This window comes from Mesorhizobium sp. Z1-4, assembly GCF_004000235.1.
Lineage (GTDB): Bacteria > Pseudomonadota > Alphaproteobacteria > Rhizobiales > Rhizobiaceae > RCIO01.
Map to the genome: position 1 here is coordinate 594,799 of NZ_RCIO01000003.1, position 14,304 is coordinate 609,102.

10 protein-coding genes are annotated in these 14,304 nt (G+C 62.5%); 5 read left to right on the plus strand and 5 right to left on the minus strand.

Translation table 11 applies throughout. The features are described from left to right. Positions 1-56: 56 nt before the first annotated feature. Together EP165_RS14305 and EP165_RS14310 are read right to left on the minus strand one after the other, a co-directional pair. Entirely contained in the window at positions 57-2,375 is a 2,319-nt protein-coding gene (locus tag EP165_RS14305) for an NADP-dependent malic enzyme (protein ID WP_127523472.1), read from the minus strand. A 44-nt stretch (positions 2,376-2,419) separates the two neighbouring features. Beyond that, positions 2,420-3,199 carry an SDR family oxidoreductase gene (locus EP165_RS14310; RefSeq protein ID WP_127523473.1) on the minus strand — a complete coding sequence of 260 codons (780 nt, stop codon included), beginning with the start codon at positions 3,197-3,199 and terminating at the stop codon, positions 2,420-2,422. A gap of 123 nt (positions 3,200-3,322) precedes the next feature. Between EP165_RS14310 and EP165_RS14315 the strand changes: the two genes are divergently transcribed. Next, positions 3,323-4,150, plus strand: coding sequence for a UDP-2,3-diacylglucosamine diphosphatase (locus tag EP165_RS14315; protein WP_206075912.1), 828 nt, complete (start codon positions 3,323-3,325; stop codon positions 4,148-4,150). Between the two features lie 14 nt (positions 4,151-4,164). Here EP165_RS14315 and dgcA read toward each other — a convergent pair whose 3' ends face one another. Then, entirely contained in the window at positions 4,165-5,148 is a 984-nt protein-coding gene (gene dgcA, locus EP165_RS14320; RefSeq protein ID WP_127523474.1) for an N-acetyl-D-Glu racemase DgcA, read from the minus strand. Positions 5,149-5,204: 56 nt separating this feature from the next. Here dgcA and EP165_RS14325 point away from each other — a divergent pair, with 56 nt between their 5' ends. The 4 genes from EP165_RS14325 (at position 5,205) to EP165_RS14340 (ending at position 9,308) form a co-directional block, all read left to right on the plus strand. Then, positions 5,205-6,380 carry an ABC transporter permease gene (locus tag EP165_RS14325; RefSeq protein WP_127523475.1) on the plus strand — a complete coding sequence of 392 codons (1,176 nt, stop codon included), beginning with the start codon at positions 5,205-5,207 and terminating at the stop codon, positions 6,378-6,380. Positions 6,381-6,391: 11 nt separating this feature from the next. Next, entirely contained in the window at positions 6,392-7,219 is an 828-nt protein-coding gene (locus EP165_RS14330) for an ABC transporter ATP-binding protein (protein ID WP_127523476.1), read from the plus strand. An 11-nt stretch (positions 7,220-7,230) separates the two neighbouring features. Next, the gene (locus tag EP165_RS14335) at positions 7,231-8,604 is read left to right on the plus strand and encodes an MlaD family protein (protein ID WP_127523477.1); all 1,374 of its coding nucleotides are present in this window, start codon (positions 7,231-7,233) and stop codon (positions 8,602-8,604) included. A 113-nt stretch (positions 8,605-8,717) separates the two neighbouring features. After that, positions 8,718-9,308: an ABC-type transport auxiliary lipoprotein family protein gene (locus EP165_RS14340; RefSeq protein ID WP_127523557.1), complete on the plus strand. Its 591-nt coding sequence runs from the start codon at positions 8,718-8,720 to the stop codon at positions 9,306-9,308. Between the two features lie 35 nt (positions 9,309-9,343). Here EP165_RS14340 and EP165_RS14345 read toward each other — a convergent pair whose 3' ends face one another. Continuing rightward, the gene (locus tag EP165_RS14345) at positions 9,344-9,829 is read right to left on the minus strand and encodes a hypothetical protein (RefSeq protein WP_127523478.1); all 486 of its coding nucleotides are present in this window, start codon (positions 9,827-9,829) and stop codon (positions 9,344-9,346) included. 106 nt (positions 9,830-9,935) lie between these two features. After that, a complete protein-coding gene (locus tag EP165_RS14350) occupies positions 9,936-14,129 on the minus strand; it encodes an apolipoprotein A-IV repeat region-like domain-containing protein (RefSeq protein WP_127523479.1) in 4,194 nt (1,397 codons plus the stop codon). Positions 14,130-14,304: the final 175 nt, after the last annotated feature.

The window sequence follows — 14,304 nt, forward strand, 5'->3', positions numbered from 1 at the left end:
CGCGCTCGACGAGCGCATGACCGCAAGCATTTGAGTATCGCAGGCGGGTTAACCTTTCATTGACCCTGGTGCGCGGCAGCGCGCTGAGCGGCTTCGACGACAGCCAGCGCCGTCATGTTGACGACGCCGCGCGAGGTGACCGACGGTGTCAGAATATGCGCCGGCAGTCGCGTTCCGAGCAGGATGGGGCCGACGTGAAGCGCCTCGGTCATGGTCTTGATCGTTGTCAGCGTGATGTTGGCCGCATCAAGGTTTGGAAAAACCAGCAGATTGGCTTCCCCGTCGAGGGCGGAATGCGGGTAGACGCGATTGCGCAACTCGATGGACAGGGCGGAATCGCCATGCATCTCGCCATCTGCCTGCAGTTGCGGCGCCAGTTCCTGGATCAGCCCAGCGGCGCGGCGCATCTTCAGCGCGGATGCCGAATCGCGGGACCCGAAATTGGAGTGTGACAGCAGCGCCGCCTTGGGTTCGAGACCGAAGCGACGGATCTCTTCGGCGGCGAGAATGGTCATCTCGGCGATTTCCTCGGCCGTCGGATCGACCGTTACATAGGTGTCGGTCAGGAAGGTTGCGCCGCGGTCCGAGATCAGCATCGAAAGGGCGGAAAGGTCTGTCGCGTCGCTGCGCCGGCCGACGATCACGTCGACATTGCGCAGATGGCGCTCGAAACGTCCTTCCAGGCCGCATATCATGGCATCCGCTTCGCCGCGCACGAGGGCCAGCGCGGCAATCACCGTGCTGTTGGTGCGCACCAGCGTACGCGCGGCTTCCGGGGTAATGCCGCGGCGGCCGGTCAGGTCGACCAACAGGTCGACATAGTCACGGTAGCGCGGATCGTCTTCGGGATTGACGAGCTCGAAATCGGTGCCGGCCCTGATCTTGAGGCCGTAGCGCTTGAGGCGGGTCTCCACGACATTCGGGCGGCCGATGAGGATCGGGTTTGCAATACCTTCCTCAATCACCACCTGGGCCGCGCGCAGCACGCGTTCATCCTCGCCGTCGGCATATACCACGCGCTTTCCGCCGGCCTGCCTGGCGGCGGAAAAGACCGGCTTCATCACCAGGCCGGAACGGAAAACGAAACGCGTCAGCCGGTCGACATAGGCGTCCATGTCGGCGATCGGGCGCGCGGCAACGCCCGTTTCGCAGGCAGCCTTGGCCACTGCCGGCGCAATGCGCAGGATAAGGCGGGGATCGAACGGTGACGGGATCAGGAAATCGGGCCCGAAGATCGGAGTTTCACCCGAATATGCGCGTGCAGCGACATCGGACGGCTCCTCGCGTGCCAGCGACGCGATCGCATGTACCGCCGCCATTTTCATTTCTTCGTTGATTGCCGACGCGCCGACGTCCAATGCCCCGCGAAATATGTAAGGAAAGCACAATACGTTATTGACTTGATTAGGAAAATCGGACCTGCCTGTGCAGATCATCGCGTCCGGGCGCGCCTCGCGTGCGAGGGCAGGCATGATCTCCGGCGTCGGATTGGCAAGCGCCAGCACAAGCGGTTTTTCCGCCATCTCCTTAAGCAATTCGGGTTTCAGAACGCCGGCTGCCGAAAGTCCGAGAAACACGTCTGCGCCGCCGATCACATCGGCAAGCGAACGGGCCTTCGTATCCTTGAGGTAGGGCTCCTTCCAGCGGTCCATCTCCTCCTTGCGCCCGCGCCACACTACGCCGTGACGGTCGGTGAGCCAGATGTTGTCTGGCTTGGCGCCCAGCGACACCAGGAGGTTGATGCAGGCAAGTGCCGCCGCGCCCGCTCCGGAAGTAACGATCTTTACCGCCGCAATGTCCTTGCCGGCGAGTTCCAGCGCGTTGATCACGCAGGCCGCGACGATGATCGCGGTGCCGTGCTGGTCGTCATGGAATACCGGGATTGCCATGCGCGCCTTGAGCTGCTCCTCGACCTCGAAACACTCCGGCGCCTTGATATCCTCCAGGTTGATGCCGCCGAAGGTCGGCTCGAGCGCGGCAACGGTTTCGACCATGCGCTCAACGGTCGGCGCGTCGATCTCGATGTCGAACACGTCGATGCCGGAGAACTTCTTGAACAGAACCGCCTTGCCTTCCATCACCGGCTTGGAGGCGAGGGGACCGATATTGCCGAGGCCAAGAACGGCCGAGCCGTTGGAAATCACAGCGACGAGGTTGCCGCGCGCGGTATAGTCGGCGGCCGCCTGCGGATTGGCTTCGATGGCCAGGCAGGGCGCTGCGACGCCGGGCGAATAAGCCAGCGCCAGGTCGCGCTGGTTGCCAAGCGGCTTCGTCGCGTGAATGGCCAGTTTGCCGGGCACGGGGTGACGATGGAAAAAGAGCGCGGCCTCGTCCAGATCGGAGCTGTGCTGCGTTGTCTTGTTCTTCGCGCTCATGCGGCAATGCCTTTCGGGTCTTGTTGTCCGCTGTGGCGGTTGTGTCAGAATGCCGCCGGAAACAGACCGCCGTCCAGCCTCAGATTCTGACCGGTGATGTAACCCGCGTACGCGGAACACAAAAACGCGCAAGCCTGGCCGAATTCTTCGGCCGTACCGAAACGCTTTGCGGGAATTTCGGCGATTTGCTGCTTTCTGCGCTCCTCGACCGATACGCCGGCCTTTTTGGCGCCATGCTCGATGTTGGCGCGTATCCGGTCGGTGTCGAACTTGCCGGGCAGGATGCTGTTGATCGTCACGTTGCGGTGTGCGACCGGCCGTGCAACGCCGGCCAGAAACGCTGTCAGGCCGGCGCGTGCGCCGGAGGAAAGGTCGAGGCCGGTGATCGGCATATAGACAGACAGCGAAGTAATGTTGACGATACGCCCGAAGCCCCGCTCAGCCATGCCGTCTATCACCGCCTGGATCAGCTCGATCGGCGTCACCATGTTGTTCACGACGCCATCGATCATCGATTGCCGGCTGAGGTCGCGGAAGTCGCGCAAGGGCGGCCCTGCGTTGTTGTTGACCAGAATGTCGGGCTGCGGCGCTGCTTCCAGCAGAGCGCGCTGACCCTCTACAGTTCCCACATCGGCAGCCACTTCCGTGACGCGGACGCCAAACCGGTCGCGAATCTCGGCCGCCGTTTCTGCAAGCCTGGCCGCGTCGCGCCCATTGATCACCATGTCGCAACCTGCCTCAGCCAGTGCCAGCGCGCAGCCGCGCCCAAGTCCGCGGCTGGAAGCGCAGACGATCGCCTTCCGACCCTTGATGCCGTAATCCAATGGAGTTCCTCCCTAGTACCCCTTTGCTCTAGCGCGGCGGCGTTCTCGATGACAACAGCCGTCATAAGCCTGTTGCATGAATCGACGCATAGAGGCGCCGACCGCTAGCAACGGGGCCGCAATATGAGCGCAGACAAGCCGCGCCGCTTCAGAACATTGTTCATTTCCGACGTGCATCTCGGCTCGAAGCCGGCAAAAGCGGACTACCTCATCGATTTTCTGCGCCATAACGAGGCCGAGACGATCTACCTGGTCGGCGATATCGTCGACGGCTGGCGCCTGAAACGCTCCTGGCACTGGCCGCAAAAGCACAACGACGTGGTTCAGAAGCTGCTTCGGCAGGCCCGCAAGGGCACGACGATCAACTATGTTGCCGGCAACCACGATGAATTTCTGCGCGGTTTTCAGGGGGTGCATTTCGGCGGCGTGGTGGTCATGGATCGAGCTGTGCACGAAGCAGCGGATGGCAAACGTTATCTGATCATTCACGGCGACCAGTTCGATTCCATCGTGCATTCGGTGCGCTGGCTCGCCTATCTGGGCGACTTCGCCTATGACGCCTCGATCGTCGTCAATCGCATTGTCGCAAGGGCACGGCGTCTGTTGGGCATGCCCTACTGGTCGTTCTCGTCCTGGGCGAAGGTGCGGGTGAAGAACGCGGTCAATTTCATCAGCGCATTCCAGAACCTCGTTGCCGACGAGGCGCGGCGCAGCGACGTCGATGGCGTCATCTGCGGGCATATCCATCATGCTACGATGGAGACGATCGACGGCATACACTACATCAACACCGGCGACTGGGTCGAAAGCTGCACCGCTGTTGCCGAGCATGACGACGGCAGGATGGAAATTCTCCACTGGCGGCGCATTACCGGCGCTGAACAAGCCGCTACCGGCGAAAACCGCATGGTGCCGGTCGGCACGTCAATCGAGGAGTATGAGGCGGCCTGAGCCGACGCCCGCGGTCAGCCCCAAAGGCTTCGGTGCGGCGGTGAGACGAGTGAGCCCGCATAGGTCAATCCGGGCGTGCGATCGCGGGCCAGCAGCAGCGGCCCGTCGAGGTCGACATAGTCTGCCTCCTGGGCCAGCAGCACGGCCGGCGCCATGGCAAGCGACGTGCCGACCATACATCCGACCATGACACTGAAGCCCATTTCATGGGCACGATCGCGCAGTTCGAGCGCCGCCGTCAGCCCGCCGGACTTGTCGAGCTTGATATTGACGGCGTCGTAGAGGCCGGCCAGACGGTCCAGGTCATCGGCGGTATGCACGCTTTCGTCTGCGCATATGGGTACCGGGTGGGGGATGTTGCGCAACAGTTCATCGTTGCCGGCGGGCAACGGCTGTTCGACGAGGTCGATGTGGTATTCGGCCGCCGCGAGAAGGTTGTCGTGGATGGTGGCTTCGGTCCATGCTTCGTTCGCGTCGAGTATGATCCTGCTGTGCGGTGCGGATCCGGCAACGGCACGGATACGTGCAATGTCGTCCTCAGCGCCCACCTTGACCTTAAGAAGCGGCTTGTCGGCATGCGCCCGCGCTTGCACGGCCATCGCGTCCGGATCGCCAAGCGAAATAGTATAGGCCGTGGTCACGGGACGCGGCGGCATCTTGCAGGCTTCATGATACGCGGGGCGGTTGGCGAGTTTGGCTTCCAGGTCCCACAAGGCACAGTCGATCGCGTTGCGCGCTGCACCTGGCGGCATTGAACTCAAGAGTTCCTTGCGGCCGATGGCGTTTGCGATATCGCTGCGCATGTCCGCGATCTGGTCGGCGACACTCTCCAGCGTCTCGCCATATCGCCGATAAGGCACACATTCGCCGCGTCCGCTCGCGCCGGTGTCGCGAATCGTGCAGCACACGACTTCGGCGCTCGTTTTCGCGCCACGCGAGATCGTAAAACTTCCCCGGATCGGAAAGCTGTCGACATCGACAGACAGATCTCGTGCCATCAGAGTGCCTTGTAATTCGTTTTCAAGTGTTCGCGCTTGCTCTAAGAGAACAGCCCATGTTCAACAACGGACAAAACGGCGCAAGTACGGTGTTGCCCGATCTTAGCCCGCCCACAGTGGATGTCAGCAGGGCCGGAGGCGCAGTCGACGTGCGCCTTTCGGGGGCATGGACGACCGCCACTGTCGGAACGGTCGACGACGATCTGCGCGCGCTGGAGAACGAGGCGACCGCAACGATGCGCATCGACCTTTCGGGGATCGAACGGATCGATACCGCGGGTGCGTGGCTCGTTCACCGGCTGGCAAATGCGCAGGCGGGCCGCGTGAAGGTTGATCTCGATGGCGTCGGTGAGGATGCGAGGGTGCTTCTCCAGGCGATCGGCGATGCGTCTGAGCGTGACAATTCGTCGGTTGAGCAGCCTCGGGGCTGGTCGCCTTACGATTTCGCGGAGACGATCGGACGCGCGGTCTACGGCCTGCGCGACGACATGTTTGCGAGCCTGAATATTCTCGGCGCCACCATTCGCGGGGCGCAAATGAAGCTCGGCCGCAGGCATGCGGTCAACCCGGCGGCAGTGGCTACTCACATCGACCGTATGGGCATCCGTGCGGTGCCGGTGATCATCCTCATGTCCTTTATCGTGGGCGCTATCATCGCCCAACAGGGCGCGTTTCAGCTGCGTTTCTTCGGCGCCGAAATATTCGTTGTCGATCTCGTCGGTATTCTGGTCCTGCGTGAGCTCGGTGTGCTGATGACGGCGATCATGATTGCCGGCCGTTCGGGCAGCGCGATAACCGCTGAAATCGGCTCCATGAAGATGCGCGAAGAGGTCGATGCGCTGACGGTGATCGGGCTCAATCCGATCGGCGTTCTTGTGTTTCCCAGGCTGGTGGCGCTGATCGTCGCCATACCCTGCCTGACAATTATCGCCAATTTCGCCGCGCTCGCAGGCGCCATGCTGATCGCGCAGTATTACTCCGGGATCACGCCATATGCGTTTATCGACCGGCTGCAGTCGGGTATCGACCTGACGACCGTGTTTGCCGGTCTGATCAAGGCTCCGTTCATGGCATTGATCATTGGCATCATTGCGTCGGTGGAGGGCATGAAGGTGGAAGGCAGCGCCGAATCGCTGGGACGCCATGTCACCGCCTCCGTCGTCAAAGCCATTTTTGTCGTGATCGTCGTCGATGGCTTTTTTGCCATCTTCTACGCAGCGATCGACTTCTGATCGGCCCGGGCATGACGACGAATTCGACTGTTCAGGCAAGATCGAACGGCACCGGCTTCCAGCAGCACGAGGTTCTGATCTCGGCTCGCGACGTTACCGTTGGCTTCGGCAGCAAGCTGGTGCTGGAGAACCTTTCGCTCGACGTTCACCGCGGCGAAATCCTCGGCTTCGTCGGCGCTTCGGGCGCCGGTAAATCCGTCTTGCTGAGGGCCGTTCTCGGCCTCGTGAAAAAGCGGTCCGGCAGTATCGAAATCTTCGGTGTCGACGTTGACGGGGCGTCAGAAGATGCCCGGCTGGCGATGGACATGCGTATGGGGGTGCTGTTCCAGCATGGTGCGCTGTTTTCCTCGCTGAGCGTATTGGAGAATATCCAGGTACCGATGCGGGAGTATCTGGATCTTCCGCGCAAGCTCATGGACGAGCTCGCAATGCTGAAGATCGAGCTGGTCGGCCTGCCACGCGATGCTGCGGGCAAGATGCCTTATCAGCTCTCCGGCGGTATGATTAAGCGGGCCGCCCTGGCGCGCGCGCTGGCACTCGACCCGGATGTCGTGTTCCTCGACGAGCCGACATCCGGCCTCGACCCGATAGGTGCTGCCGAGTTCGACGAGCTGGTCGGCAAGCTGCGCGACACGATGGGGCTGACCGTCTACATGGTCACGCACGATCTCGACAGCCTGTTCTCCGTTTGCGACCGAATCGCGGTACTTGGACAGAAGCGGGTTCTGGTGGCGGGAACGATCGAGGACATGCTCGCAAGTGACGACCCGTGGGTGCGGTCATATTTTCGCGGCAAGCGTGCGCGACAGATCGATACGACGGCACAGAAACGAGGCTAAGGGCAAGCTGCATGGAAACCCGTGCCAACTATATTGCGGTCGGCTTTTTCACTCTCGTGGCCATATTGGCCGCATTCGGCTTCGTTTACTGGACAGCCGGCGGCATCGAGCGCGGCGATACTGTCCAGCTGCGTGTTCGCATCCCCGGGTCCGCATCGGGTCTCGGACGTGGCAGCGCGGTGTTGTTCAACGGCGTCAAGGTCGGTGATGTGCGCCGTGTTTACATCGACATCAACAATCCGGCCGTTGCGATTGCAGATGCCGAGGTTGACCGGCTGACGCCGATCACCCGTTCGACCAAGGCCGATATCGGCCTGGCGGGCCTGACCGGGCAGGCCAATATCGAACTGGCCGGCGGCAGGGTCGACGAGCCCAACATCCTTCAGGAAGCGGAAGACAAGGGCGAAATGGCACAGATTACGGCTGACCCCTCGGCCGTGACCAATCTGCTGCAATCGGCGCAGTCGATCCTTGAGCGCGCCGACAGCGTTGTCGGGCAGCTCGAAGAGTTTGTAGGCGAAGCTCGCGAACCGCTTATCGAAACCGTCGAGAATGTGCGCGACTTCAGCGACGCACTTGCGGCGAATTCCGAAGGTGTCGAGGCATTCCTGGCCAATGTCAGCAAACTGTCCGATACGATCGGAGGCGTGTCCGATCAGCTGTCGAGCACGCTGGCAGCCGCCGAGGAGCTGATTGGCGCAGTCGATCGCGACCGGGTGGCATCGATCGTCGAGAATGTCGATGAATCGACAAAGAGTATCCGCCAGGCCACCGGCGAGATCGACAAGGTGGTGAAAGGGGTCGAGCAGGCAGTGGCTTCGATCGAGGTGTTTGCTTCGGATGCCGCCGGTATGATCGACAAAGCCAACAAAGTTCTCGATGGTGTCGATCCTGCAACAGTGCGTACGGCGCTCACCAATTTCGAGCAGGCCAGCACCACCGTGAACAACGCCGTCAACGACGTGGCCAAGGTGACGGAGCGGATCGGAGCAAGGGCCGAGGATGTCGACCAGTTCATCACCGATGCGCAGGAGCTGGCGAGCCGGCTCAATCAGGCATCGGTTCGTGTCGATGGCGTGCTGCAGAAGATCGATACGCTGCTGGGATCGGACGAAACCGGCACTTTGGTGGCCGATGCGAGCGCTACGTTGAAGTCGTTCCGCGAGGTCGCCGACACGCTGAACTCGCGTATCGGCACGATCACCGACGGGCTGGCGCGCTTCTCGGGTCAGGGGCTGCGTGATGTCGAAGCACTGATCCAGGACGGACGCCGCGCGATCCAACGGATTGAAGGCGCAATCAGCGAACTCAGCCGCAATCCGCAGCGTATCATTACCGGCGGCGACGGCACCGTCCGGCAATTTGACGGCCGCGCGCGGCGTTGACTTTGGCTGCGTCCGGCACCAAGAAACATATGCAAGTCAAGTAATTCCGGCGATCAGCCGGATTGCGCCAGGAGTATGGGCGTTTGGCGGGGGCGAGGAAACCATTGAGTGCATTGCGGAGCTTTCTGGCTGCTGCCACGATTGTGAGCCTTGCTTCGGGCTGCGCGCTGCTCGGTAGCAGTTCGGAGCCGCTCGATACTTTCGAATTGAGTGCGGCGCTCCCTTCTGCCTCGGGCGGGCGGATGACGCGCCGTCAGATACTGGTTGCCGAGCCGAGTGCGCTCAAATCGCTGGACAGCGAGAACATCGTCATCAAACCCGCCGCGGGCACGATCGAATATCTGGCCGGGGCCCAGTGGGCGGACAGGCTGCCGCGCGTCGTCCAGGCGCGCCTGGTCGAGACTCTGCAACTTTCCGGCAGGGTTGGCGGTGTCGGCAAGCCCGGCGAAGGCCTTGCCATCGACTATCAGATCATCGTCGATATCAGGTCGTTCGAGATACGGCTCTATGGCGACGACCGCGCAGAGGTCAGCCTTTACGTCAAGGTTCTCAACGACCGGAACGGCGTGGTGCGGGCAGGGCGCCTGTTCACCGCGAATGCACCTGTGTCAGGCAGCGGCAACGACGCTTTTGTCGACGCGCTGGATCGCGCTTTCGGCATTGCCGCGCGCGATATCGTCGATTGGACGATGACGGTCATCTGAGCGGCCGCACTATCGAGGTTGCGGCCCCAAGGAGGCTATTCCGAGTTTTCCGAGTAGGCCGCGGCCGCATGACGGTAAGCGTCGGTATCGTCACTGGGACGGTCGAACAGCGCATAGGCGCTGACATCGTCCACCTGCCGAATGGTTGCAACCTGTGCCATGATGCGCGCGGTAGCATGCATTTTCATCGCCGCTTCGCGATCAGCATCGATGTTGGAGGAGGGCGGCGAATAATCGCCCATGCCTGCCGCCGGGCGGCTTTCGGCTGTGACAGATGCCGAGTATCCGCCGGCTCTGGCCGGGCCATCGTATCCACTGCCGCCAGCGTAAGAGCCGCCGCCCTGGCCGCTGGACGTCGCACTCCGGGTCGCAGGCGCAGCGCCGCCGCCCGCATCGGGGCGCGAGCTGTTTGCGCTATCCGCACCGGACGACGAATCGCCCCCGCCATTTGAAGGCGGTGCCGAATTGCCTGGCCGCAGATTGCCCAGCGGGCCCGCGGCCACCGAATTACCGATGATCATCTGTCTGTTCCCCAGCCTGTTGTCGAAGCCGGTACTAACAGCAAGAGATTTCGATGGGGCTCAGAAGAACCTGCGCAATTAGCTCAAATTGCGCAGGTTTCCGGGTTTAGCGAAGGCGTCCGGCGGCGTGAGCCAGCATGGTGTAGACCTTGCCGGTGTCTGACGACAGATAGGTCTGCACCATCAGGTTGTCGCGGTCGTTGGCCGAGACATCCTCGAGCAGCTTCTCGAAATCCACGCAGTAGCGCTCCACAGCTGCGCGGAAGTCGCCGTCGCTTTGATACTTGCGGCGGATTTCGTCGAAGGTCTGCTGACCCTTCAGTGTGTAGAGCCGACGCGTGAAGACGTTGCGTTCGCCGCGGCGGTAGCGGTCCCAGAGATCGATCGCCGCCTCATGGTCAATCGCGCGAGCGATGTCGACCGACAGCGAATTGAGGGATTCGACCACATGCAGCGGTGAGCGGTTGCCGTTTGGCTGACGCGGAGCAGGGGCTTCTGCGGCCTCTTCGCGCGATGCACCGCGGAGGAGGTCGCTGACCCAGCCGCCGGTGGCGGGCTGTGCGGCTGCGCTCTCGCGGCGCTTGGTCGCCGTTGCGGAGCCATGGCCCGGCTCCACCGGACGGTATTCCGGCTTCGGCTGGCTTGCCGTGCGCGCCGGCTCTGCCGGGCGCGGCTGCGGAGCGGGCCGCGGCTGTACGGCGCGCTGCGGCCGGGCAGGTGCTTCGGAACTGCTGTCGGAAATGTCGAGCATGCGCCCCGACCGGGACACGATGTCGGAAAGCTCCTTCAGCGCGTTGATCTGCTCGCTGACGGCACGCCGCATAGCGGATGTGGACTCGCGCGTTTCCTCGGGCAATTCGAAGACACCGCGCTTGATTTCGGCACGAGTGCTTTCGAGCTCCGAACGGATGACCTCCGCGGTGCGGCGAAGCTCGGCGGTGGCGTCGCTGAAGCGGGTGGACGCCGATTCCACGACATCCGAGATCATGCCGCGGAGTTCCTCCGTGGAGGAACGGGTGCGGCCTTCGGCCCGCTCGATCGTGCCTTCGATGAGGTTTTCGAAGCTGCGCATCACGCGCTCGATATCCTCGGACTTTTTGACCAGGCCGACCGAAAGCTCCTCAAGCGCCTGCTGGCGCTCGTCGAGCGTGGATGCCAGGTTTGCCTGAGCCGAACCGAGCAGACTGGAGGCCGACGCAAGCAGTTTGCCATGTTCGTCGAACTTGGAGGCAATCGCCGAGACGTCTTTCAGCGTGTGCGACGACAGTTCGGTCAGCTTGCCGGTGTTGGTGTCGATCAGGCGCGCCGAGCTAGCGAAGGACTGCGATGCCTTTTCGGCCGTCGCGGCGAAGCCCTGGGTAGAATCTGCAAGCTTGGTGTCCACGGCGTTCAGATTGACGGTCGCCATGTCGATCAGTTCGCCGAGCTTGGAATTGGATGCCGACAGGCGATCGATTAGCTCCGACACGCCATCGACCAGACCGGTCTTGGCGCCTTCGACGGCAGTCAATGTTTCGGCTGTGCGGTTGGCGAGGGCATTCACCAGCGCGACGCTTTCGGAGCGCAGGCGCTCCGTGGCCATCTGGGTGGCATTCTCCAGATTGCGCTGGAGCTCGCCCCCGCTGGCGGCGAAACGCTCGACCAGCGGACGCGCAGTCTTGTCGAGGATCTCCGCGATTTCCGCCGAGCGCGCCGAAAGCAGTTCGTTGAGCTCGCGAGTCCGTTCTGCGATCGTGAGGGTCGCGTTTTCGGTCCTGGCGGAAATTTCGTCGCTGGCGCCCTGGAACGTCTCGGTGATCGAGTTGGCGCGCGAAATGAGCCGCGCCTCGGTCTGCAGCACCTGCTCGTGCAACTTTTCGCCGATGTTCTCGGTGCCGGCAGTGAGCCGCGATTCGGCTTCGTCGATGCCGGTCGAGATACGGTTGACCAGGGCGTCGGCGCCGCCGGCAATACGTTTGTCGGCGTCGGCAAGCGTTTCGGTGATCAGGCGTGCGCGTTCTTCCAGTTCTGCGGAGGTCTGGTGGGTGCGTGCGATGATGCGCTGATCCACATCGTCGAACGTTCTCTCCGCCTGCTGGCTGATCGAGGCGGTGATTTCCAGCACCTTGTCGCGGAGCGAACCTGCAACCACGCCGGCGCTGTTTTCCAGTGCGCGCCGCACATTGTCGACGCCGGAGCTGAGCGCCGTTTCCATGGTCTGCGTCCGCTCTTCGATAACGCCCGACTGACGGCTGAACGCTTCTTCGATCCTGCCGATGTTGGCGGAGACGTCCTCGCTGATCTCCTTCTGACGATCCGCAAGCGACATGACGTGGTTGGCGACTGCGTTGTCGAGTTCGGCGCGACGCTCGGCAAGGTGGGTGAGGTCACGTTCGAGGGCTGCAGATACCTGCTCGCGATTTGCACTCAGGGTCTCCGAGAACTGGCCAGCGCGGTCCGTGAGATGAGCAAGGTCGCGTTCGAGCGCTGCGGAAACCTGGTCACGGTTTTCGGCCAGGATGCCGGCAAACTCCGTCGTCCGGTCTGCAAGCTTGGACAGATCCTGCTCCAGCGTCGCCGAAATCTGCTCGTGATTGGCTGTCAGGATGCCGGCGAACTCAGTGGTCCGTTCCGCAAGCTTGGACAGATCCTGCTCCAGCGTTGCCGAAATCTGCTCGCGATTGGCGGTCAGGATGCCGGCGAACTGGTTCGCGCGGTCCGCGAGCTGCGCGTAATCCTGCTCGAGTGCGGCCGAAACCTGATCGCGGCTCGCCATCAGGCGTGCTGCGAAATCGCCGGCGCGCTCGTCGAGGAGCGAAGACGTGGACATGACGAGTTCGGCCATATCGGTGCCGATCTTGGCCTTGCCCTCGTCGATAACTGCCGCGATGTCCTGTCTGGCGTCCGTGAAGGTGGTGGCGATCTCACGGGCGCGCTCCACCAGCGTCTCGTTGATCTGCTTTGCGCGCGCTTCAAGTGCGGTGTTCAGGCGCTCGGCACCGGCGTCCAGCGCCTGGGCACGGGTTTCGAACTCGCCGATCAATGCCTGGCTGTGCTCGGACAGAATGTTCTCCACGCCGGAAAGGCGGGAATCGAACTCCGACGTCAGCGACGACGTGGCATCGTTCAGCATCGACACCATGCCCGACGTGCGGTCGTCGAGCATGCTCGAAAGCGAGCTCGTGAGATCGTCCGCGCTCTGCGTCAGCGTCGCAATTCGCGTGTCGAGCTGGCTGGCAAAGGCGTTGCCGGAGGTCGTGATGCGGTCGGATACCACATCGAGCCGCTGGTCGATGGCGTCGTAGATCGCGCTGCTCGACAGGTTGATCCGATCGACGAGCGAATCGCCGGACTCGGTGACCGTATTCAGGAGCTGGCCCGACGCGCTGACGATGCTGTCACGCAGCGTGTCGGTCGCCTGGTCCATTTCTTCCTTCAGCGTCTCGCGTGCACCAGAAATCGAGGCGCGCACGCGCTCAGCGTGGCCAATCACGGCCTCGCGCTCGGTGCTCAGGCCGTCGACAAGAGTGCGGATACGCACCTCGTTGTCGGAATAAGCGCGCTCCAGCTCCGTCACTTCGGAATGCACAAGCGTTTCCAGCTCGACCGCCCGCGCAAGCGTTCGTTCGATGCCGTCGCCCATCGCCATCACCTCGCGGCGGACCGCCTGTCCGACGGTCATGACGCGATCCTGTGCGATGCTTTCCGGTTCGGCCAGGCGGATTGCGGCCTCGGTCAGCGAACGCGCGGCATGGCGCATTTCCTGGGCGCGGCGGATCATGACCGCAAAGCCCCAGAACAGTATGATCGGAACGAGAATGCCGATGCCGAGACCGATTACCTGCGGTGCAGCCAGAAGCTGCTCGACCGAGCGGATCTGCCAGATCTGCGGCGCAAACAGTATGTGGCCGAGCATGAGGCCGCCGGCAACCCATGCGGCGGACAGGAAGAGCGTTGCCCAATAGATGCCGCGTGAGGGGTTGCGGTTCAGGCTCTGCAGGCTTGCGCGACTGTCACGCTGCCTGTCGTCATTGGCCGGCTGGAATGCCGTCTCCGCCTTCTTTTCCGGTTCGATCGGGCGTAGTTCCGACGATGACGGTGCGGGCTGTTTGGCGAGAGGTTTTGCCTCGGCAACGCGGCCTTCGCGGGCGAGATCGTCGGCGGCCTTGGCGATCTGGGCTTCCAGGTCCTCCATCGAGGCCGCGATATCCAGGTCGCCCTCGGAGGCGAAATCTTCACCCGTCAGGTCGAAGTCCAGAGCTTCTTCCAGCTCCTTCGCAACTGCCTCGTCCGTCTTCTTTATCGATGCTTTGCGCGCCATGCCGCTCTAATTCCTTGATCTGGCGCGGGAAGTCATTGGCGACCCCCGTATCCCGCGCGGAAAAGGACATAAAATGCCTGCATGCATCGTAGTGGGCAACGCCGGCAAAGGGAACATTCATTCCGGGCGATGAGTAAAAGTTTAAACATAAGGTTAATGCGGGGCGACCCGCGCG